26 protein-coding genes are annotated in these 20,937 nt (G+C 62.3%); 20 read left to right on the forward strand and 6 right to left on the reverse strand.

The features are described 5' to 3' along the window. The first annotated feature begins 57 nt into the window (after window positions 1-57). Entirely contained in the window at window positions 58-1,140 is a 1,083-nt protein-coding gene (locus LG294_RS05215) for a glycoside hydrolase family 76 protein (protein WP_404290176.1), read from the forward strand. A 61-nt stretch (window positions 1,141-1,201) separates the two neighbouring features. Here the strand turns inward: LG294_RS05215 and lexA are convergent, their stop codons facing one another. Next, window positions 1,202-1,918: a transcriptional repressor LexA gene (gene lexA / locus LG294_RS05220; RefSeq protein ID WP_404290178.1), complete on the reverse strand. Its 717-nt coding sequence runs from the start codon at window positions 1,916-1,918 to the stop codon at window positions 1,202-1,204. A gap of 257 nt (window positions 1,919-2,175) precedes the next feature. Here lexA and LG294_RS05225 point away from each other — a divergent pair, with 257 nt between their 5' ends. The 8 genes from LG294_RS05225 (at window position 2,176) to LG294_RS05260 (ending at window position 8,293) form a co-directional block, all read left to right on the forward strand. Next, complete coding sequence (locus LG294_RS05225; RefSeq protein ID WP_404290180.1) at window positions 2,176-2,529, forward strand: LysM peptidoglycan-binding domain-containing protein; 354 nt, start codon at window positions 2,176-2,178, stop codon at window positions 2,527-2,529. Between the two features lie 74 nt (window positions 2,530-2,603). Beyond that, complete coding sequence (locus tag LG294_RS05230; RefSeq protein WP_404290182.1) at window positions 2,604-3,710, forward strand: histidinol-phosphate transaminase; 1,107 nt, start codon at window positions 2,604-2,606, stop codon at window positions 3,708-3,710. Window positions 3,711-3,735: 25 nt separating this feature from the next. Beyond that, window positions 3,736-4,356, forward strand: a complete 621-nt coding sequence (gene hisB / locus LG294_RS05235) for an imidazoleglycerol-phosphate dehydratase HisB (RefSeq protein WP_404290184.1) — start codon at window positions 3,736-3,738, stop codon at window positions 4,354-4,356. Continuing rightward, window positions 4,357-4,992 (forward strand): imidazole glycerol phosphate synthase subunit HisH, encoded by a 636-nt coding sequence (gene hisH / locus LG294_RS05240; RefSeq protein WP_404290186.1) that lies wholly within the window; start codon window positions 4,357-4,359, stop codon window positions 4,990-4,992. Window positions 4,993-4,995: 3 nt separating this feature from the next. After that, complete coding sequence (locus LG294_RS05245) at window positions 4,996-5,145, forward strand: hypothetical protein (protein ID WP_404290188.1); 150 nt, start codon at window positions 4,996-4,998, stop codon at window positions 5,143-5,145. A gap of 22 nt (window positions 5,146-5,167) precedes the next feature. Further along, window positions 5,168-5,905, forward strand: a complete 738-nt coding sequence (priA, locus tag LG294_RS05250) for a bifunctional 1-(5-phosphoribosyl)-5-((5-phosphoribosylamino)methylideneamino)imidazole-4-carboxamide isomerase/phosphoribosylanthranilate isomerase PriA (RefSeq protein WP_096288066.1) — start codon at window positions 5,168-5,170, stop codon at window positions 5,903-5,905. A gap of 156 nt (window positions 5,906-6,061) precedes the next feature. Further along, window positions 6,062-6,943 carry an SseB family protein gene (locus tag LG294_RS05255; RefSeq protein ID WP_404290190.1) on the forward strand — a complete coding sequence of 294 codons (882 nt, stop codon included), beginning with the start codon at window positions 6,062-6,064 and terminating at the stop codon, window positions 6,941-6,943. A 21-nt stretch (window positions 6,944-6,964) separates the two neighbouring features. Further along, window positions 6,965-8,293, forward strand: coding sequence for an MFS transporter (locus LG294_RS05260; protein WP_404290192.1), 1,329 nt, complete (start codon window positions 6,965-6,967; stop codon window positions 8,291-8,293). Here LG294_RS05260 and LG294_RS05265 read toward each other — a convergent pair. The 3 genes from LG294_RS05265 to LG294_RS05275 form a co-directional block, all read right to left on the reverse strand. Beyond that, on the reverse strand, window positions 8,290-8,781 hold the full coding sequence (locus tag LG294_RS05265) for a GNAT family N-acetyltransferase (protein WP_404290194.1): 492 nt from the start codon (window positions 8,779-8,781) through the stop codon (window positions 8,290-8,292). The two genes, LG294_RS05260 and LG294_RS05265, sit on opposite strands and share 4 nt — an antisense overlap. 37 nt (window positions 8,782-8,818) lie before the next feature. Beyond that, on the reverse strand, window positions 8,819-9,373 hold the full coding sequence (locus LG294_RS05270; RefSeq protein WP_404290196.1) for a GNAT family N-acetyltransferase: 555 nt from the start codon (window positions 9,371-9,373) through the stop codon (window positions 8,819-8,821). A 154-nt stretch (window positions 9,374-9,527) separates the two neighbouring features. Continuing rightward, on the reverse strand, window positions 9,528-9,893 hold the full coding sequence (locus tag LG294_RS05275; RefSeq protein ID WP_404290198.1) for a DUF1844 domain-containing protein: 366 nt from the start codon (window positions 9,891-9,893) through the stop codon (window positions 9,528-9,530). A gap of 328 nt (window positions 9,894-10,221) precedes the next feature. Here LG294_RS05275 and infC point away from each other — a divergent pair, with 328 nt between their 5' ends. From infC to LG294_RS05330, 11 genes are all read left to right on the forward strand, one after another. Then, the gene (gene infC / locus LG294_RS05280) at window positions 10,222-10,872 is read left to right on the forward strand and encodes a translation initiation factor IF-3 (RefSeq protein ID WP_404290200.1); all 651 of its coding nucleotides are present in this window, start codon (window positions 10,222-10,224) and stop codon (window positions 10,870-10,872) included. Window positions 10,873-11,039: 167 nt separating this feature from the next. Next, window positions 11,040-11,234: a 50S ribosomal protein L35 gene (gene rpmI, locus LG294_RS05285; RefSeq protein ID WP_096288052.1), complete on the forward strand. Its 195-nt coding sequence runs from the start codon at window positions 11,040-11,042 to the stop codon at window positions 11,232-11,234. A 103-nt stretch (window positions 11,235-11,337) separates the two neighbouring features. Further along, window positions 11,338-12,000, forward strand: a complete 663-nt coding sequence (gene rplT / locus LG294_RS05290) for a 50S ribosomal protein L20 (RefSeq protein WP_404290202.1) — start codon at window positions 11,338-11,340, stop codon at window positions 11,998-12,000. Window positions 12,001-12,112: 112 nt separating this feature from the next. Continuing rightward, window positions 12,113-12,985 carry a TrmH family RNA methyltransferase gene (locus tag LG294_RS05295; RefSeq protein ID WP_404290204.1) on the forward strand — a complete coding sequence of 291 codons (873 nt, stop codon included), beginning with the start codon at window positions 12,113-12,115 and terminating at the stop codon, window positions 12,983-12,985. An 18-nt stretch (window positions 12,986-13,003) separates the two neighbouring features. Further along, window positions 13,004-13,438, forward strand: coding sequence for a (deoxy)nucleoside triphosphate pyrophosphohydrolase (locus tag LG294_RS05300; RefSeq protein ID WP_404290206.1), 435 nt, complete (start codon window positions 13,004-13,006; stop codon window positions 13,436-13,438). Between the two features lie 77 nt (window positions 13,439-13,515). Then, a complete protein-coding gene (locus LG294_RS05305; RefSeq protein ID WP_404290208.1) occupies window positions 13,516-14,166 on the forward strand; it encodes an LppM family (lipo)protein in 651 nt (216 codons plus the stop codon). Between the two features lie 116 nt (window positions 14,167-14,282). Next, window positions 14,283-15,362, forward strand: coding sequence for a phenylalanine--tRNA ligase subunit alpha (locus LG294_RS05310; RefSeq protein WP_404290210.1), 1,080 nt, complete (start codon window positions 14,283-14,285; stop codon window positions 15,360-15,362). A gap of 3 nt (window positions 15,363-15,365) precedes the next feature. Continuing rightward, window positions 15,366-17,906 (forward strand): phenylalanine--tRNA ligase subunit beta, encoded by a 2,541-nt coding sequence (gene pheT / locus LG294_RS05315; protein ID WP_404290212.1) that lies wholly within the window; start codon window positions 15,366-15,368, stop codon window positions 17,904-17,906. A 178-nt stretch (window positions 17,907-18,084) separates the two neighbouring features. Further along, a complete protein-coding gene (locus tag LG294_RS05320) occupies window positions 18,085-18,315 on the forward strand; it encodes a hypothetical protein (RefSeq protein ID WP_404290214.1) in 231 nt (76 codons plus the stop codon). A gap of 491 nt (window positions 18,316-18,806) precedes the next feature. Beyond that, window positions 18,807-19,130 carry an antibiotic biosynthesis monooxygenase family protein gene (locus tag LG294_RS05325; protein ID WP_404290216.1) on the forward strand — a complete coding sequence of 108 codons (324 nt, stop codon included), beginning with the start codon at window positions 18,807-18,809 and terminating at the stop codon, window positions 19,128-19,130. A gap of 7 nt (window positions 19,131-19,137) precedes the next feature. Then, a complete protein-coding gene (locus LG294_RS05330; protein WP_404290217.1) occupies window positions 19,138-19,413 on the forward strand; it encodes a hypothetical protein in 276 nt (91 codons plus the stop codon). A gap of 38 nt (window positions 19,414-19,451) precedes the next feature. Here LG294_RS05330 and LG294_RS05335 read toward each other — a convergent pair whose 3' ends face one another. Both LG294_RS05335 and ppk2 read right to left on the reverse strand, forming a co-directional pair. Then, window positions 19,452-19,856 carry a VOC family protein gene (locus tag LG294_RS05335; protein ID WP_404290219.1) on the reverse strand — a complete coding sequence of 135 codons (405 nt, stop codon included), beginning with the start codon at window positions 19,854-19,856 and terminating at the stop codon, window positions 19,452-19,454. A gap of 100 nt (window positions 19,857-19,956) precedes the next feature. Further along, the gene (gene ppk2 / locus LG294_RS05340) at window positions 19,957-20,853 is read right to left on the reverse strand and encodes a polyphosphate kinase 2 (protein WP_404290221.1); all 897 of its coding nucleotides are present in this window, start codon (window positions 20,851-20,853) and stop codon (window positions 19,957-19,959) included. Window positions 20,854-20,937: the final 84 nt, after the last annotated feature.

Below are 20,937 nucleotides of genomic sequence, written 5' to 3' on the forward strand. Positions count from 1 at the left end.
TGTGCACCGGCTACGCTGGTGCACGTACCGGAAGATCAGCGTAGTGGGAGCCGACTCGTGAACGAAGCACAGCATCAGCCGGGCAACCACCGTCCTGAGAATTGGGATGCCTTGGCCGAAGCGGCCGGAAAAGATCTGCACGCACGATTCGGCCATCGGCTTTTGGGCCTGCCCGGCACCTGGATCGGCTCGCTGCACGCTACGCCCACCGCATCGGCGAGCAGGACGCGTCCGCGCCCCTGGGCCGAATGGCACTACTGGTGGCAGGCGCACTATCTCGATGCGATCCTCGACGAGGCCTCCCACGAGCTGCAGGCCGGCAACCGGCGCGCAGCACGAGCCCACTGGCGGCGCGCCAAGCAACTGCTGCGCGGCATCCTGCTGCGCAATTTCGGCCGCTTTCCGAATTACTTCTACGACGACATGGCCTGGTTGCTGCTTGCCAGCCAGCGTCTCAATGAGCTGAGCCTGCAGCTCACTGCCCGCCCGGCACTGCTCGCCACCTTGGCCATGAGCGCACTGGGCCGGCAGCTGGTGCGCGGCCAGGACCAGAGACTCGGCGGCGGGCTCTACTGGTCGCGGAAACGCGACTTCAAGAACACGCCTTCCAATGGGCCAGCGGCCTTGTACTTTGCACGCATCGCCGACCTGCGCACCGCCGCCGGGCTGCTGGACTGGCTGCGCCGCGAGCTTTACAGCACACAGTCCGGGCTCTACCTGGACGGCATCCGCTTCACCGCCGATGGCTTGCTCATCGAAGACGCGATCTACACCTACAACCAGGGCACCGTGCTGGGCGCCTTGCTCGCCACGGGAACCGCGGCGAATCTGGAACAAGCCGACTCACTGATTAACTCGATCAACCATCAGCTCTCCACCGGGGAACAGGGCTTGCGGCTGGAATCCGGCGCAGACGGCAATCTATTCACTGGTATCCTTTGCCGCTACCTAGCGCTCGCCGCGAACGATGAGCGCCTCTCCGCTGCGACCCGCCGCGCCGCCGCATCAATGGTCCGCGCCACTGCGAGCCAGGTCGCGGACCGGGTCGAGGTGCAGCTCTCGGCTGCGATCCAACGCTGGACGATCCTCCAGGCGGCCGGGCGTGTGAGCCTGCCACCGGGACATCCCGACGCAAAATAAAAGCCATTCGGCCGCACCTCAATGGGCGAGACCGAATGGCTCGGTGGAACAAATTTGCCCGCTACAGCGAGCGCATCACCGACACAACTCGTCCCATCACGGTCGCAGTGTCGCCGAGAATCGGCTCATAACGCGAGTTCTGAGGTAGCAGCCACGTGTGGCCGTCGCGCTGGCGGAAGGTCTTCACCGTGGCTTCCTCGTCAAGCAACGCGGCCACAATATCGCCGTTTTCAGCCGTTTGCTGGCGACGGACAACCACCCAGTCGCCATCGCAAATTGCCGCATCCACCATCGAGTCGCCCGATACCTTGAGCATGAACAGCTCGCCGTGCCCCACCAGCTGGCGTGGCAGCGAAAAGACGTCTTCGACGGTTTGCTCGGCCAAAATCGGTCCACCGGCTGCGATTCGTCCGACCAGGGGAACCATCGTGGTGTCAGCCGAGGTGCTCAGCTCGATGACCTTGGTGTCCTCGATAGGCTCCGGCGCGAGCTGCGGCTCGGTGCTAGCTTCGCCGTCCCCTGCAAGCTGCAGCGGTAGCAGAATCTCCATGGCACGTGGACGACGCGGATCGCGACGGATGTACCCGAGCTTTTCGAGCTGACCGAGCTGGTGCGTCACGCTCGAAAGGCTCTTAAGCCCGACCGAGTCGCCAATCTCACGCATCGATGGCGGATAACCGTTACTGCCGATCGCACGCTGGATGGTTTCGAGGATCTTTTTCTGACGTATCGTCAGCGATCGGGCGTTCGATCGGGGAGTGCGCTGTGATGCTGACATGTATTTTTGCCTTCCCTTGCATTCGGTCCCCAGTTCGAAGCTACAAACTGTCGGTGCCCAATGTTGTGATGTATTCATTGATCAACTACTTCGAAATCTTAGTTGATCGCAGGGCTTCTTTCAAAGATTTGTTCGAAAACATCTGGACAAGTTCGATCTGGCTCTGTTAGAAAAGATGTACTAGTATCGAACAGGTGTTCGAAGATCGTATTCGAACATTGGTTCGCATCACCCGAAATCGTTGAGGAGAAAAAGTCGTGGCAACTCTGGCACTTGACCCACAGCAAAGCAAGGCACCAATGAGGATTCGCATCAACCGTCGCGGATGGGCAGTGTTGGTCGGCCTCCCGGTCTTCTTGCTCACGATCGCCGCGGCGTTCATGTTCACCATGTTCACCAGCAGCGCCCAAGCATCCACCGACTTGCCTTCCGGCCTGGCGACGGTGGAAGTCACCGTAATCCCCGGGGACACCCTGTGGGATCTGGCCAGTGAGTACGCCGTCGGCTACGAAGTCAACGCGGCGATGAGCCACATCGAGGAATTGAATTCCATCGATGCTGGCGTGCTGTATGCGGGGGATACTCTCGATATCCCCGTGCTCTCGAACTAGGAGCCGCTTCAGCATTGTTACCTGCTCTTGTCGTGGATTCACCGGCGAGAGCGCCTCACCATTAGAATTAATGCGTGAATGACCGTAGTGAACTTCTGAGTCAGCTGCCCTTGCGTGAGAATCTCCGCGGGCTATCCCCATATGGAGCGCCGCAAATTGACGTTCCGATTCAGCTGAACGTCAATGAGAACACCCATCCATTGCCAGCGACCGTGGTGGATGCCATCGCTCAGGAAGTAGCCAAAGCGGCTGCTAGCCTCAATCGTTACCCTGATCGTGAGTTCAGCGAACTACGCGAGATGCTCGCCGACTACCTTGGTCACTCGCTGTCCCGCGAGAACATCTGGGCGGCGAACGGCTCAAACGAAATTCTCCAGCAGATCCTGCAGGCCTTCGGCGGCCCGGGGCGCAGTCTGCTGAGTTTCGTGCCCACCTATTCGATGTACCCGCTGCTCGCTAGCGGCACCGATACCGAATTCATTGCCGGAACCCGCGCCGAGGACTTCACCCTCTCGGCCGAATCCGCCGCCGCGCAGGTGCGCGAACACCGCCCGAACGTGGTATTCCTGTGCTCCCCAAATAACCCAACCGGCACGGCACTGGGACTGGACGTCATCGAAGCTGTCTACGAGGCCGCCAGCGAAACCAACGCCATGGTCATCGTCGACGAAGCCTACGCCGAATTCTCGCTGGCAGGCACTCGATCGGCGCTCACTTTGCTCGATGGACGTCAGCGCTTGATCGTCTCGCGCACGATGTCCAAGGCTTTCGGCCTGGCCGGCGCCCGCGTGGGCTATCTAGCGGCGGCCCCCGAGGTGACCGACGCGATTCGCCTAGTGCGTTTGCCTTATCACCTCTCGGCGGTCACCCAAGCAACCGCCATCGCTGCGCTGAAGAATATCGAGTTGCTGCTCGCGCAGGTCGAGGAGATTAAGACCCAGCGCGACCGCATCGTAAGCACCCTGATTGAACTTGGCTTGAAGCCATCGGTCTCGGATTCGAACTTCGTCTTCTTCGGGGGACTGGAAGATCCGCACGCGATCTGGCAGGGCCTGTTGGATGCTGGCATCATTGTCCGCGACAATGGAATCAAGGGAACGTTGCGCGTCACCGCCGGCACCGAATCCGAAACCACCGCCTTCCTGGAGCACCTGGCCTTGCTGCTGGGTGCACAGAAATAGAATTAACACACAAGCGAAGGAAGACATGTCTGCCGAATTGATTGGCGCTCGTCGCGCCCGTATGGAACGCGAGACCAGCGAATCATCAGTTTTCGTCGAGCTGGATCTGGACGGAACCGGGGTCTCGGAGATCAGCACGAGCGTGCCGTTCTATGACCACATGCTCACCGCCCTGTCCAAGCATTCGCTCATCGACCTGACCGTGCGCGCCACCGGCGACACCCATATCGACGTGCACCACACGGTGGAAGACGTAGCCATCACCATCGGTGAGGTACTGCGCGTGGCCTTGGGCAACAAGGCTGGCATACGCCGCTTTGGCACCTCCTACGCCCCGCTGGATGAGGCGCTGTCCCGTTCGGTGGTCGACGTGTCCGGCCGCCCCTACCTGGTGCACGGCGGAGAACCTGCAGGCCAGGAGTACCACCTGATCGGCGGCCACTTCACCGGCTCCATGACGCGCCACGTATTCGAGGCCATCACCTTCCACGCGCAGATCTGTGCGCATATCGAGGTGCTCTCCGGGCGCGATCCGCACCACATCGTCGAGGCCCAGTTCAAATCCTTCGCTCGCGCGCTGCGTGAAGCAGTGGAACCGGACGCCCGCATGGGCGACAAGATCCCATCCACGAAGGGTGCCCTCTAAGTGGCGAAAAAAACTGTAGTCGTCCTCGATTACGGCTCCGGCAATGTCCGCTCGGCTGTGCGCGCGCTGGAAGCGGCCGGCGCCCAGGTGGAGCTGACCGCGGATCCGAAGGCCATCGCGGCCGCCGACGGCCTCGTCGTTCCCGGCGTGGGAGCCTACGCCTCGGTGATGGAGCAGCTGACCAAGATCGGTGCGCTGCGTTGGATCGGCCGCCGCATCGCAGGGGGCCAGCCGGTGCTGGGCATCTGCGTGGGACATCAGGTGTTCTTCGAGCAGGGTGTTGAGCACGGGGTGGAAACCGAAGGAATTGGCGAGTGGCCCGGCGTGGTCGAGCGCCTGCAGGCAGATGTCATTCCGCATATGGGCTGGAACACCGTGCGTCCGCCGGCGAACAGCCGGCTCTTCGCCGGGATCGAGGACGAGCGCTTCTACTTCGTGCACTCCTATGGCGTGCAGAAGTGGGAGTTCGATGTCACCCAACCTGCGATGACCCCGCCTCAGGTGACCTGGTCCACCCATGGCACCGACTTCATCGCGGCCGTGGAAAATGGTCCGCTGTCCGCCGTGCAGTTCCACCCGGAAAAGTCCGGCGACGCCGGAGCCCGGTTGCTGCGCAACTGGTTGGAGACACTCTAAAAAATGTGGTCCATCATCCTGTTAACCCTCGGTGCCTTCCTCGCCGGCGGCGCGATCTCGCTCAAAAGCCAGAAAGCGCACATCTCGTGGATCATCGCACTGTGGGCCTTGGCCGCCGCGGCAATCGTCGCCGGCTGGGTTCAGACTCTCTAGACATCAGTAACAGAAGGAAATTATGAGCGAGCAACCAATTCTTGAACTGCTCCCGGCGGTAGATATTGCCGGTGGCCAGGCGGTTCGCCTGGTGCAGGGCGAAGCAGGGTCGGAAACCGGATACGGCGACCCGCTGGAAGCGGCCCTGTCCTGGCAGCGCGAAGGGGCCGAATGGCTCCACCTGGTGGATCTAGATGCCGCCTTCGACCGCGGCAACAACACCGAGGTGGTCCGCCGCATAGCCGATGAACTGAACATCAAGGTGGAACTCTCCGGCGGCATCCGCGATGATGCATCGCTGGAGCGCGCCCTGGAATTCGGTGCCACCCGCGTGAACCTGGGCACCGCGGCATTGGAAAATCCCGAGTGGACCGCACGCGTCATCGAACGCTTCGGCGAGCAGATCGCCGTGGGCATGGACGTGCGCGGAACCACCCTGTCCGGCCACGGTTGGACCAAGGACGGCGGGGACCTCTGGGACGTGCTGGCACGACTGGAAGATGCCGGTTGCGCCCGCTATGTGGTCACCGACGTCACCAAGGACGGCACCCTGCGCGGTCCGAACGTGGAACTGCTGCGCGAAATCTGCGCGAAGACCACCAAACCGGTGATCGCCTCCGGTGGCATCTCCTCGCTGGAAGACCTGCGCGTGCTGCGCGAATTGGTCTCGGAGGGAATCGAAGGCGCGATCATGGGCAAGGCGCTCTACGCGGGCCAGTTCACCCTTGCCCAAGCGCTGGACGTGGCGGGCCGCCGCTAGCCTCCACCAGCATCAATAGTGGACCCGAACCAGCGCCCAACGCGCAGGTTCGGGTTCTTTGCTTTCCCGCGCGGCACCCGGCGCGGGTGGCAAAGGTCATGAACGGATCTTCGCCGCAGCACTTTCGCATTTGCGCACGGCAGATAGCATTGTTTCATGAGCACTTCGCACCCCGAATCCGAACCCAAACGCCACCTGCCCGGGCATATCGCCGCGGTTTTGTCGCAGGCGGGAAACCGTGCAGATTCTGCCGGTCAAAGCTGGGACGGTCGGGACTTGAGCGGAGAAGAAAATCCGCTGCACAAGTTTGACAAGGACGATGGAGCCGCGGACCCGGCCGTGGTGCAGGCTCTGGCCGAGCTCCGTGCGGGAACCGGGGATGAGGCCGGAGTGCATCGGGCCCTCGCCCAGGCGCGCGTCTTCGTGGCGGTTGTCGCCCAGCTAGCCGAAGAGGCGCTGACCGAACATGGATTCGCCTCCGATAAGGAAGCGGACATGGCACTGGTCAAGATCCAGGCGCCCGATGGACGGATGGCCTTGCCGGTATTCACCACCGTCGAGCGACTGCAGGCCTGGCATGGCGAAGCCCGCCCGGTTGCGGTCTTCGCACCCCGCGCGGCGCTGTCAGCGGTGAGCGAAGAAGCCCAGCTGCTGGTGCTCGATCCGGGCAGCGATTTCACCTTCGTGCTGCGCCGACCCGGGATGTGGACGCTGGCAAAGCAGACCGAATGGACTCCGAGCTATCTCAGCGAGCACATTGCCAAGCTCGTTGAAGAAGCGACGGCGGGCTATCCGGCGCTTAGAGCGGTGAAAGTGGCACCGGGCCGGGGAGTCGGTTCGCGAGACATCTCTGGGTCCGCCGTTTTAGGCGGAGGAGCCGGGCCGGAACTGAACCTGCAGTTCGTCTTCGCCGCCGGAACCCCCGAGGCCCAAGCTCGCCAGAGCGCCCAAAGCATTCATCGGCTTCTGGCCGAGAACTCAGAGTTCGCAGAAGCGGTTGATTCGCTCGAAGTAAGCTTGCACAGCGCACCAGATTAAAAGAAAAGGACACCACCGGGTATGAAACGGTATTGGCAGATTCTGCGGCAGCCGCAGATCTCATCGCTGCTAGTCATCGGAATGATTGCCCGATTGCCGCACTCGGCGCTGAGCATGCTGCTACTTTTGCACCTGGTGACAAACCTCGATCAGAGCTGGGTGTCCGCCGGGCTTGTTACGGCGCTCATGACCTTGGGTATCGCCATCGGCGCCCCATGGCGCGGTGCCCGCGTCGATGCGTGGGGGCTGCGCCGCGCGCTGATCCCCTCGATCTTCGTCGAAACCATCGTTTGGTGCACCGTGCCGCATGTGTCCCTGGAATGGGTGTACCCGCTGGCCTTCATCGGCGGGCTCTTCTCGTTGCCGGTGTTCTCCGTGGTCCGTACCGCCTTGGGCATCATGACCACCGGCGATAACCGGCGCACCGCCTTTGCGCTCGATGCGACGGCGACCGAACTGGTGTTCATTATCGGACCGGCTTCCGCAGGCATCGTCGCCACCCAGATCAGCAGCACCATCGGGCTGAGCGTGATCGGGGTGACGGCCTCCATGGCAGGCTTGGCGCTGATGATTTTGAACCCGCCTACGCGCAGCGACGACCCCAAGGCGGTGGCCCTGCGCGCCAACGTGCACGAGGAGCGGCTCGGAGCGGAAGCCAGCTTCATCGCGGCGGCCCCCTTCGGTGTGGCCGAGGTCGAAGGCGAACTGATCACCGCGGGCTGGAAGTCCGCGCGCGCCCGGATCAAGAGCCGCGGACGTGCGTTCAAGAGCCGCTTCAACTGGATCAGCGCCTCGGTGCTTGCGGTGTTCATCGCCGCTGGAGGTGCCGGAGCGCTGCTCACCGGCACCGAAGTGGGAATCGTGGCCGAGCTGGAAGCACAGTCGCGCTCCGGGGACCTGGGCATTGTCTTTCTCTTCTGGTGCGGCTCGTCGCTGATCGGCGGATTGGTTTACGGCTCGATGAAGCGAAGCATCTCCCCGTTGCTGTTGCTGCTGGCGATGGCGGTGCTGACCGTGCCCATGTACTTCGCCACCGACACCTGGAGCTTGGCGCTGCTCTCGCTCGCCCCCGGTCTGCTCTGTGCCCCTACGCTCTCGGCGGCCTCCGAATGGCTCACCGACCTGGTGGCGGAGAAACGCCGCGGCGAAGCCATGGGGTGGTACGGCTCAGCGATGACCACCGGCACCGCGCTCGGTTCGCCGCTGACCGGAATCTTCGTGGACACGCTCGGACCCTCCCCAGCCTTCATCGGCATCGGCTTGCTGGCGGTGCTGATTGTGGTGATCGCGTTGATCGCCCAGCAGATCCGCCGTCGAGTGCGTCGCGCGCGGCTGGGTAGTTTCGTCTAAGCCGAGGCGAGTTTGAGCTCGTAGTGGTCCAAACCGTCGGTGCTTGCCCGCCCCGTGAAGCCCCTGCGCGAGAGCAGCTTGGCTGAAGCGACGTTGGCCGGGTCAACGCGGGCGATCAAGCGGCGCACTTGGAAGAGCTCGGGGATCAGACCTAGAGCCGTATTGACCATGGCACCGGCAATTCCCTGTCCCCAATAGCCGGGGGAGACCCAATACCCAAGCTCGACTCCCTCGGGTTTCCGGGTGGCTACTACCAGCCCTGCCGGGTGCCCCGCAGCGATGGCCACAAACCAGCGGGTGGCTCCAATCGTTGCAAGTGGCAATTCGCTCAGCGCCAGCTGGATCCGCTCGCCGATCATCTGGTCGTCCCAGACCGAGCCATCACCGATATAGCGAGTGACTCGTTCATCGGAGGCCAAGGATATGACGAACGGCCGATGCCCTTCGTGCAGAGGTTCCAGAATAATTTTTTGAGTTTGACGGTCCATTGATATTCCTGCCTATGGTGGTGGAATCGTGCTGGGGCTAATGACCGGCCCCATCGGCTTTCAGCCGGGAGTAGCAGTACATGTCCTTGCGCTCGGTGCCGACTAGTTGCCAGCTTCGCAATATTCCTTCACGGGTGAACCCGCATTTTTCAGCGGCACGCCAGGAGCCCTCGTTCCAAGGCTCGATGTACAACTCCACCCGATGGATGGCGGGAAAGTTCAAAGCCCAAATGGCGAGTGCCTCCAACGCCGCTGTGACCGCACCGCGTCTGCGGTGTCCAGGATCGATCCAATATCCGATGCTTGCCCGGCCAGCGGAAGCGTTCTGCAGCCACAACCCGATTTGCCCGATCGCCTGATTGCTCTGTGGCTCGGCGATCGCGAAGGAATACCCGGTTCGGTCAGCCACACGCTGATGCTGCCGGGAAATAAAATCGGTGAAATCTTGGCCGGACCCCTGATTCGGAACGCTAGTGATCAACGGAATGAGGGGATCCAGTGAGGCCCTTTTGATAAGTGCCACGTCGCCGAATTCGAACGGTCGCAAGAGGTAGCGACCGGCATCCAGCACCGGCTGATCCAAGGTATCCATGGCTAAAGCCTATCTAGTGCTTCGAGTTGTGGCTTGTAGCGGTCCGTCTGTATCCGTTCGGAAACGCAAAAACCGTGTTTAAACGACCATGGACCCGCTTCCCAAAGGAAGCGAGTCCATGACGTTAATCTCTTAAAGTTTTGTGAAACAATCGCTAGTTGACCGGTCCGGTGAGCTTCTCGCCCGGGCCCTTGCCTGGTGCATCCGGGATCAGCGATGCTTCGCGGAAGGCGAGCTGAAGGCTTCGCAGACCGTCACGAAGTGGTGCTGCGTGCTGTGAGCCAAGCTCCGGTGCACCCGCGGTGACTAGGCCGGCTAGAGCGGTAATTAGTTTGCGAGCTTCATCAAGATCCTTCAGCTCATCGGCATCATTACCTTCTGCCAGTCCACATTTGACCGCGGCCGCGCTCATCAGGTGAACGGCGGCGGTGGTGATGATTTCTACTGCTGGAACTTCTGCGATGTCACGCATCTGCTGCTCGACGGCATGCTGCTGCGAGTTGGTGTCTTCGGTACTCATACTGCTAAGCTTGTCACAGACCGACTCAATACAGGTACTTGAGAGCGTCCGGTATCCGGATGATGTCAGCAAGAGATCAGTGTTGAGCCATGCAAGTGGAGGCCAACTCCCACCCGCAGTAGCCGCTTAGGCTTCCGGGTAATTCGGCAGGATATTTATGAGTATCCGGAAATAGCTTTACGAGGAAAAATCGTGAAACTATTGTGTCGTCTATCTTTTGGCCTTCGCCTGCACCTTGCAGACGGAGGCCTTCTTTATTTGCAAGTAAGTGACTTACGAAAATCAGGAGTGACACATCAGCGATCCACGCATTAATGAGCGCATTCGCGTGCCAGAGGTACGTCTCGTCGGCCCCAATGGTGAGCAGGTAGGAATCGTCCGCATCGAGGACGCTCTCCGACTTGCTGTCGAGTCCGATCTGGACTTGGTCGAGGTGGCACCGACCGCCAAGCCTCCTGTATGCAAACTGATGGACTTCGGCAAGTTTAAGTACGAAGCCGCTGTCAAGGCTCGTGAAGCTCGTAAGAACCAGACCAACACGATCCTGAAGGAAGTTCGCTTCCGTCTGAAGATCGACACCCACGACTACGAGACCAAGGTCGGACACGCACTGCGCTTCTTAGGCGCAGGCGACAAGGTCAAGGCCATGATCCAGTTCCGTGGACGTGAGCAGCAGCGCCCCGAGATGGGCATTCGCTTGCTAGAAAAGTTTGCAGCAGACGTAGCAGAGGTAGGGCTCGTAGAGTCCACCCCTCGCATCGATGGCCGAAACATGGTCATGGTTGTAGGTCCGCTGAAGAACAAGGCAGAGGCTCGCCGCGAACAGCAGCAGAAGTCGGGTGGCCGGGAAAGCGCGAAGCGCAAGATCCGCACCGACGCCCCAGAAGAGACCGAGGGTCAGAACGTCGCATCAGCGATGGATGACGAAGCACTCGCGAAGCTGGAGCAGGCTCGTAACGCGGCTGAAGGCGAAGCCTAGCCCAAGCCTGTTGGGCCTCCGGGCCCGTCACCGGAAACGGTGAAGGATCTTCCTTGTGAAGGTCCAACTACAAGAGAACAGCAGCGGTGACCTTGCCAAGAGGCCCGCTTCAGATGATCCCCACAGATCTCACGATTTATGTGGAGCACGTTAGGAGAACGGCAGCTATGCCGAAGTTCAAGACTCACAGTGGCGCCAAGAAGCGCTTCAAGCTGACTGGTAGCGGCAAGCTCAAGCGCCAGCAGGCTAACCGTCGTCACTACCTAGAGCACAAGTCCTCGCGCGTCACTCGCCGATTGGCTTCTGACCAGTTGGTAGCTAAGGCCGACGTGAAGACCATCAAGCGGATGCTGGGCCTCTAAGCTCTCCCTTTCGCAATTCGGGGAAGCACAACCCCAACAACCATAGATTTCGCTTTCACCTGGTTATCCCGGGTGGGAGGAACTGACTTGAAGGAGTACACACGTGGCACGTGTGAAGCGGGCAGTAAACGCCCATAAGAAGCGTCGCGTCGTTCTGGAACGCGCAAAGGGTTACCGCGGTCAGCGTTCGCGCCTGTACCGTAAGGCCAAGGAGCAGCTGCTCCACTCGTTCGTTTACAGCTTCAACGACCGCCGTAAGCGCAAGGGTGACTTCCGTCGCCTGTGGATCCAGCGTATCAACGCTGCATCCCGCGCCAACGGTCTGACCTACAACCGTCTGATCCAGGGCCTGAAGGCTGCTGAGATCGAGGTTGACCGTCGCATGCTCTCCGAGCTGGCCGTTTCGGACTCGAACGCTTTCGCTACCTTGGTTAAGGTTGCAAAGGACGCACTTCCAGCAGATGTCAACGCTCCTCGTGGCGCAGAAGCACCAGCTTCCGCACCAAAGGCTGCCAAGGCTCCAAAGGCCGCAGCTGCACCAGCAGCCAAGAGTGTCGAAGGCGAAGGTGTAGTCAAGGCCGTTGAGGGTCAGGACGCACCAGAAGGCTTCGTCATCAAGGGCAACGCCGGATCGAACAAGTACCACGTTCCAGGCTCGACCTGGTACGAGCAGACCGAGGCCGAGTTCTGGTTCAACTCGACCGAAGCTGCCAAGGGCGCAGGCTTCGAGCCAGCTGGTGGAGAATCCCGCCAGCAGATGAAGTAAATCTGTTTCTCCCTTTGAGCTAAGCCTCAGGTAGGACAGATCACACCGAAGGGTGGGTACCGCACATAGTGTGGAACCCACCCTTCGGTGTTTCTACCGGTATTCTCGAAGAATGACGAGCTTTCCCCACGATGTGATGTCCAATCCGCGCGCCGACCGAGTCAAGGCGGTAGCCCGGCTAGCCCACCGCAAGGGCCGTGAGGCGACCGGCGAATTCCTCGCCGAAGGCCCCCAAGCGGTCCGCGAGGCGCTGGTGGCACACCGTTCCAACGACCAACTGGTCCAAGAGGTTTACGTGGTTCCAGGTTTCCTGGAGCGCCACGAAGAGTTCACGGCTCTGCTCGATGCCGCCAAGGTGCGCACCCATTTCGTCACCGGCGATGTCATCTCCGCGATGGCGGACACGAAGAACCCGCAAGGCATCCTTGCGGTCGTCGCCATGTCCCAGCCGCAGCTTTCCGAGGTGCTGGCCAGCAATCCCAAGCTGATCGCGGTGCTCTGCCGAATTCAGGACCCGGGCAATGCCGGAACTATTCTGCGTGCCGCCGATGCCGCTGGTGCCGACGCGGTGATTCTGACGAAGGACAGTGTCGATATCTACAACCCGAAGGCCGTGCGCTCCACCGTAGGTTCGCTCTTCCACCTACCGGTGCTCAGCGATGTAGACCTCAACGAATTCATCGGTGCAGCCGGGGATCACCTGCAAGTGCTCGCAGCTGATGGCTACGCGCCCCACAACCTGGACACCCTGCAAGATGCTGCGGTAATGCGTGCGGGAAACACCGTGGACCTGCCGACAGGCGAACCGGCGCTCGAGCGGGCTACTATCTGGCTTTTCGGCAATGAGGGCCAGGGACTGGATGAGCAGGAGAAGGAGCTGGCCGGATACAAGGTCGCGGTGCCGCTCTACGGGGTCGCCGAATCGCTCAACGTGAGCACCGCAGCAACGGTCTGCCTGTACGCTTCGGCCCGCGCTCAACGCTAGAGCCCAAGGAACACCTCCATGAATTTGAAACAGATCGTAGCCGTGGCCATCGTCGATGATTTCGCTTCGCCAACAAAAATGCTGGCTGCTCGGCGCAACCGTCCGGCGGAGTTGGCCGGACTCTGGGAATTTCCCGGTGGCAAGGTCGAGTCGGGGGAATCGGACATCGAGGCGGTGCATCGTGAGTTGCGTGAAGAGCTCGGTGTGCAGCTCACGCTGGGTGCCGAGATTACGGGCCCGCTGTCGCAGGGCTGGGCGCTGAACGAGAAGGCAGCCATGCGCGTCTGGTTCGCCACCATCTCCTCCGGCACTCCCGACACGCTCGACGGGCACGACGAATTAGCTTGGCTGACGCTGGACGAATCGCTGGGCACCGTGGTGCCGTGGATCAAAGCGGACGCGCCGATCGTCGACGCCTGCCTGGCTCAAGCCCTTGCAGGAGACACCCTTTAGACCGCGTAAGCTGGGATAAGTGCCCAATTCCGGCTAAATGTAGAAAAATCAATCAATAAATTTGAGGAGCAATCCGAGTGAAGAGACTTCTTGGCGTTCTCGCGCTGGTATTTACCGCAATCCTGGCCCTGTCCGGATGCGTCAACATGAACGCTGAAGTCAATGTGACCGGTGCCGATCAGGCCACCGGTGCGCTGCAGGTCACCACTCATCAGGAAAACCTGCAAGGGCAGAAGTTCGAAGACGTGCTGGCCACCCAGCTGAACACCGCCGAGCTGGATCAGATCTTGGGCGAACAGTGGGAATACACCACCATCGAGGACGGGGAAAACGTCGGCCTGCGCTTCGAAACCGTCGGCAAGATGAACTTCGTCCAGCTGCAGGATGCCTTCAACATTTTCGGCTTCCCGATTTCGCTGACCGACAAGGGCGGCGAGTTTGAATTCTCGATGCCGGGCGCCGGAGAGGTCGCGGTCAACGAGCAGTTCACCGAGGCGAACCTGGTAGTCAGCTTCCCAGGCAAAGTTGTCTCGCATTCTGCCGGCGAGGTCGAACACCACTCGGTCACCTTCGACATGATCGCCGGCGCCGAGGAGTACAAGGCCACCGGCAGCGCCAATTACGCGATGTTCTACTCGATGATCTTCGGCGGCGCCCTGCTGGTGCTCGTACTGATCATCACCATCGCTTTTGCGCCGAAGGGTGCCAAGGACCCGAGCGGCCACTAAGCGAATCGTAAGCATCTTCACGGCCCGGGCCCGTCATCGTTGAAACGTTGGCGGGCCCTAGCCAATAGAATAGGAACCAAGAGTTCCACGAGCGAAGAGAAGGATCGATCGATCCCATGTCTGATCAGACAACCCAAGAGGCAACGGAGACGGATCTCAGCGTCCCGCATCCGACCGATGAAGCAGGCATCAACGCCGCGGTTCAGGCGGCACTTGCAGCCATTGAAACCGCTGGCGACCTGACCGAACTAAAAGACGCACGGCTGGCGCACACCGGTGAAAAGTCCGCGCTGTCACTGGCCAACCGCCAGATTGGCAAGCTGGACAAAACCGAAAAGGCAGTAGCCGGCAAACTCGTCGGCGGCGCCCGCGGTCGCGTCAACAAGGCTCTGGCCGCGCGCACCGAGGTGCTCGAAGAAGCCGAAGCGGCCCGCATCCTGGTCGAAGAGACCGTCGATGTCACCGCCGCTCCGCGCCGTCGCCGTGCCGGTGCCCGCCACCCGCTCTCGGTCCTGCAGGACCGCGTCTCCGACATCTTCGTCGGCATGGGCTGGGAAATCGCCGAGGGGCCCGAGGTGGAATCCGAGTGGTTCAACTTCGACGCGCTGAACTTCAAGCCGGACCACCCGGCCCGCGAAATGCAGGATACCTTCTTCATCGAGCCGGCCGACGCGCACCTGGTGCTGCGCACCCACACCTCCCCGGTGCAGGTCCGCTCGATGCTGGAGCGTGAGGTGCCGGTCTACGTGCTCTGCCCGGGACGCACCTTCCGCACCGATGAGCTGGACGCCACCCACACCCCGGTCTTCCACCAGTTCGAAGGCTTGGCCGTGGACAAGGGCCTGACCATGGCCGATCTGCGCGGCACCCTGGAGCACTTCGCCCGCCAGATGTTCGGCGCCGAAGCCCAGATCCGCCTGCGCCCGGCGTACTTCCCGTTCACCGAGCCGAGTGCCGAGCTCGATATCTGGCACCCTGGAGCCAAGGGCGGGCCACGTTGGATCGAGTGGGGTGGCTGCGGCATGATCAACCCGAACGTGCTGCGCGCCGCCGGAATCGACCCGGAGGAGTACACCGGCTTCGCCTTCGGCATGGGCATCGAGCGCACGCTCATGTTCCGCAACGACGTCCCCGACATGCACGACATGATCGAGGGCGACGTCCGTTTCAGCCAGCACTTCGGGATGGAGATCTAGGTTATGCGTATTCCGCTTTCATGGCTGCGCGAATATGCGCAGGTACCGGCCGACGCCTCGGCCGAAGATATCATGGCAGACCTGGTTAAGGTCGGCCTCGAGGAAGAGGACGTGCACCGTCCCTCCGACACCCTGTCCGGCCCGATCGTCGTCGGCCAGGTGCTCTCCCTGGTCAAGGAGGAGCAGACCAACGGCAAAACCATCAACTGGTGCCAGGTCCGCGTCGTTCCCGAAGGCCAGGAGCAGACCCTGACCGGCGAGGGGATTGACCCGAGCGGCGTGCAGGGCATCATCTGCGGCGCGCACAACTTCGTGGAGGGTGACAAGGTTGTCGTCACCCTGCCCGGCGCGGTGCTGCCCGGGGATTTCAAGATCACCCCGCGCAAAACCTACGGGCATGTCTCGGCCGGCATGATCGCCTCCAGCCGCGAGCTGGGCATCGGCGAGGACCACGACGGCATCATGGTGCTCTCCACCCTGGGTCTGGACCCGGAGCTGGGCACCGACGTCATGGAACTGTTCGGGCTGACCGATCAGGCCGCGGAGATCAATGTGACCCCGGACCGCGGCTACTGCTTCTCGATCCGCGGCGTCGCCCGCGAATACGCGCTGGCCACCGGCACCACGTTCACCGACCCGGCGCAGCGCGTGCAGGTCACCGCGGCCGCCGCCGCTGGCCTGCCGGTCACCCTGGCGGACCAGGCTCCGATCTACGGCGTGCCAGGCTGCACCCGCTTCGTGACCCGCGAGGTCACCGGGGTCGATCCGAGCCGCCCGACCCCACGCTGGATGGCTTCGCGCCTGCAGCTGGCCGGAATGCGTTCGATCTCGCTGATCGTTGACATCTCGAACTACGTGATGCTCGAACTCGGCGCGCCGCTGCACTTCTACGATGCGGACAAGCTCACCGGGTCCATCACCGTGCGCCGGGCGAACTCCGGGGAGAAGCTGACCACTTTGGACGCCAAGGAGCGCGAGCTGCACGTCGAGGACCTGCTGATCACCGATCAGTCAGGTGCCATTGGCATCGCCGGGGTGATGGGCGGGGCCGCGACCGAGGTCTCGGATGCGACCGCCCGCGTGCTGATCGAGGCCGCGCACTTCGATGCGGTCTCCATCGCCCGCTCGCGCCGCCGGCACAAGCTGCCTTCGGAAGCCTCCAAGCGCTTCGAACGCGGGGTTGACCCGCAGGTGATGCAGATCGCCGCGCAGCGCGCCGTGGACCTGCTGGTCGAACTCGCCGGTGGTACGGAGACCGCTCAGGTCACCGACGCCGGGCAGATTCCTGCGCCCGCGGTGATCGAATTGCCTGCCGGGTACGCCGAACGCCTGATCGGCGTGCCGTACACCGACGCGCAGACCATCGAGGCGCTGGAAGGCATCGGCGCATCCGTCGCGCAGACCGCCAGCGGTTTCTCGGTCACTGCCCCGAGCTGGCGCCCGGACCTGGCGATCAAGGAGGACCTGGTCGAAGAGGTCGCCCGCGTGGTCGGCTACGACCAGATCCCCGCGACCCTGCCGGTGGCGCCTCCAGGCCGCGGCCTCACCCGGGCCCAGTCCCAGCGTCGCCGCCTGCTGCAGGGCCTGGCCGATTTCGGACTGACCGAGATCCTGTCCTACCCGTTCGTTTCCGAGGCGCAGAACAATGCCTTCGGCGCCCCGACGGCCGGAACCACGGTCGATGCGGTCACCCTGGCTAACCCGATCTCCAAGGAATTCCGCTTCCTGCGCACCTCGATGCTGCCGGGCCTGCTGGACACCGCACGGCGTAACCTGGGCCGCGGATTCCGCGACCTGGCCCTCTATGAGGGCGGCTTGGTGTTCCTGCCGGGCGCACGGCTGGGCTCTTCGGTGCTGCCTCCGCTGGGCGTGAAGCCAAGCGATGAGGTACTCGCCGAACTGTTCGGCGGGGTGCCTGATCAGCCGTGGCATGTGGCCGCGGTCTTCACCGGACACGAGGGCGCTGCAGGCGTCGGGTTTACCCCGCGCGCCTGGGATTGGGCCGACGCATTGGATGCCGCACGCACGATCGCGGACCTGCTCGGCTCTCCGCTTGAGGTTGCCCAGGGCAGCCACCAGGCCTTCCACCCGGGCCGCGTCGCCGCCTTGAAGCTCAACGGCGAGGTCATCGGCTACGCCGGCGAACTGCACCCGCAGCTGCTCAAGGACGCAGATCTGCCGGCCCGCACGGTCGCCATGGAGCTGAACGCCACCGCGCTGATGGCCGCCGCTCCGGCCGTAGTCGTGGCACAGCACCTGTCCACTCAGCCGCTGGCCACGCAGGACGTCGCGCTGATCGTGGACGAAGACGTTGTCGCCGGCGACGTGCTGAGCACCCTGCGCGAAGGCGCCGGTGCCCTGCTTGAGGACATCGCCTTGTTCGACGTCTACCAGGGCAAGGGCATCGAGGAGGGAAAGAAGTCGCTGGCTTTCGGGCTGCGTTTCCGCGCCGAGGACCGCACGCTGACCGCCGATGAAGCCTCCGAGGCGCGCGCCGCCGCCGTGGCTTTGGCTACCGAGAAGTTCGGCGCGACCCAGCGATAGGCACGGCGTATCAAGCCAGACGCCCCGAGGTTTCCGCAGTTTGTGGGGATCTCGGGGCGTTTGGCGTTGCTCGATGAAAACTTCGTGAACAGCCCGAAGGTTTCTGCCCTCGATCGGGTAGAACTCGGCGCGAACCGATAGAATTAGCGTTTATGGCAGACTCGGAAGGCGGTATTCCATGGGCTCACGCGTAGCTTCGCGCCTCGGCGCGGTCTTTCTGATCCTGGTGCTCGGTGCCGCGGCGGTGGCCGTCGCGGTGTTCTTGGCGATGGGAGCGGTCACCATGATCCAACGCGGCGCCGGCGTTCACCTGGATGATCCACCCACACCCACGATGGAGTGGGAAGAAGAATCCCACGATCCTTTGGGCCCACGTGCCACGCTTCCCGAAGACGAGCTGGGCTCCTAAACCTTCGGTGGCTGCGCCCGCCGAACCTGCCTAACCCTCCAACGGGACAAAGCCGCACCCCTGGCTCGATGGGTTTTCCCGCCGCCCTCGCATCGATGTCCAGAATTCCCGCCGCTAGCAGGCCCGCAACGAGCAAAGCGGCCCCGGCCACGATCAGCCAAACTAGCTTGCGTGCTTGCTGGGAGTTTGCGAATCTTGCCGATGAAGCCCAGCCGAGCCACGGAGGCGAAAAAGTTCTCCGTGGCGATCAGCGAAAGCAAAAGAATCCCGGCGTGGACGTAGCCTCCGCAGCTGAACAGGTGCAGCGGATCCGGTCAGGATCCCATGCCGATTCTCGTGGGAGTGGGCTGACGCTGCCGGGTGCGCAGTGCCGGACCGATGCTACCCGGCCGCCGAGAGGTGGGCTTCGTTCCTGGTGCGGTGGAGAGCACCGCAGTGTCACACAGGATCGGGAAAACCACGGAATTGGCGCGACTTGCTAGGCTCGGAGAATGATCGTTGAACATGCAATACTTCCGGTCCGGCAAGGTCAGGAAGCAGAATTTGAGGCCGCCTTCGCCGAGGCGCGAAAGCTGATCGAATGCCAACCGGGGTTCGCGAATTTGCAGCTGGCGCGTTCAATCGAGTCTCCGGCGCAGTATCTGCTCTTGGTGCGCTGGGAGTCGGTGGCGGCGCATACCGAGGGTTTTCGCCGTTCGCCGGAATACCAGCGGTGGAAGCAGGCGCTGCATCACTTCTACGAGCCATTTCCCGTCGTTGAGCATTTCACCACGGTCTTCGCCAGCGGATTCGATGCGGCCGGCCACGCGGAATGATGGCACCATGAGTTATGAGCTGCCCATTGCGGTGCGCGCCTTTGCATTGCGCGGGATCCGCCGGTTCACAAAGCGCCGCTTCCGCTATTTCAACTACGCGCTGCGCTACCGCGACGGGCGCGAGGTATCCGATCTGGGATCGATCGAATTCGACAAGCTGCTGCAGGGGCACCGCTATCCGGCGGACACGCATTGCGTGCGCAAGGGGGCAGAACGGCACTGCCCCGAGCTCGGCGAAGGGGCGTGGGTGGATTATCCGTACGGGAATCCGCTGCCCGAATAAGGCACGTTCTCGCGCGCCGGCTGGGCCCAGGGTGGATTCTAGGGTTCGTAGCCGATCAGCCAGTGCAGCCCGAAGCGGTCAACGACCTGCCCATCGGTCGCTCCCCAGGGCTTCGGCGCCAGCGGATCGATCACCGCGCCATCCTGCGCGAGCTGGTCGAACCAGCCGTGCAATACCTCTGGCTGCGCGGTTCCCAGCAGCGAAAGCATCAACCCCTGCATGGCCACGGATTTTTCCCCCGGTCCGGCATCTGCGCCAAAGAGGGTCACCGCGCCTTCGAGCATCCCGTGGGCGATCGCGTCTGCCGCGCCATCGGTGCGAGAAAAATCCGCGTAGCTGAACAGCGAGAGCTTTCCGCCGAAGATCTGCGCATAGCGCCCCAAGGCCTCGCGGGCGGTTCCGGGAAAGAGCACATAGGGCGCGGGTGCGGCGGGTACGGACATGGTCGCTCCTTCACGCAGGGCATCCCGAAGGAATCCGGCGGTGGTGTTTGCCGGTTGCCCCAGCGTAAAGCCGGCTGGGCACCAGAGGCAAGGTCGGGGGCTAGAACTCTTCGCCGTGGTTGATAACCCGCGCCGCGCGTCCGACGATCTTCGGGTCCGGAGTGCCGACCAGCTCGTGGTCCTTGCCCTTGTAGTCGTACAGGTTCAGCACGTGGCGCATCGCCTGCAGCCGGGCGCGCTTCTTGTCGTTGGACTTCACCACCGTCCACGGGGCGTGCTCGGTATCGGTCTTCAAGAACATCTGCTTCTTCGCTGCCGTGTAGTCATCCCACTTGTCCAGCGAGGCCAGATCCATGGGGGAGAGCTTCCACTGGCGCACCGGGTCGATCCGGCGAATCGTGAAACGGGTCAACTGCTCGCCGGCGGAGACGGAGAACCAGAATTTCACCAGGTCGATGCCCTCCTCGACCAGCAGCCGCTCGAAATGCGGTGTCTGCTCCAGAAAATGCTCCACTTGGCCTTGGGTAGAGAACCCCATCACGCGTTCCACCCCGGCCCGGTTGTACCAGGACCTGTCAAAGAGCACGATCTCTCCGGCGGTCGGGAAATGCTCGATGTAGCGCTGGTAGTACCACTGCTTGGATTCGCGCTCCGTCGGCTTTTCGAGCGCGACAATGCGAGCACCTCGGGGGTTCAGATGTTCGGCGAATCGCTTGATCGTGCCACCCTTCCCGGCGGCATCGCGGCCTTCGAATATGATCATTAGCCGTCGATCATGCGCCTTGAGCCACTTTTGCAGCTTGAGTAGCTCGATCTGCAATGCGCGCTTCTCCGCGTCGTAGGTCGCGCGGTCCATCTTGGCATCGTACGGGTAGTCCTCCCGCCAAGTGTCCACGATGCTCCCGTCGTCGCGTACCAAGACCGGGTCATCGTCGTCATTGTCCAAAACCGAATATCCGCGGAAAGTCTCTTCGAGGAGGGGGAGTTCAACCGTCATGCACCCAAGCCTAATTTTCACTGGTTAACGCAATGTGAACAATTGGGAAACTGGGCATTGAAACGGGCAGATGTGACTAATGCG

The organism is Glutamicibacter arilaitensis (assembly GCF_044793945.1).
Taxonomy (GTDB): domain Bacteria; phylum Actinomycetota; class Actinomycetes; order Actinomycetales; family Micrococcaceae; genus Glutamicibacter; species Glutamicibacter arilaitensis_B.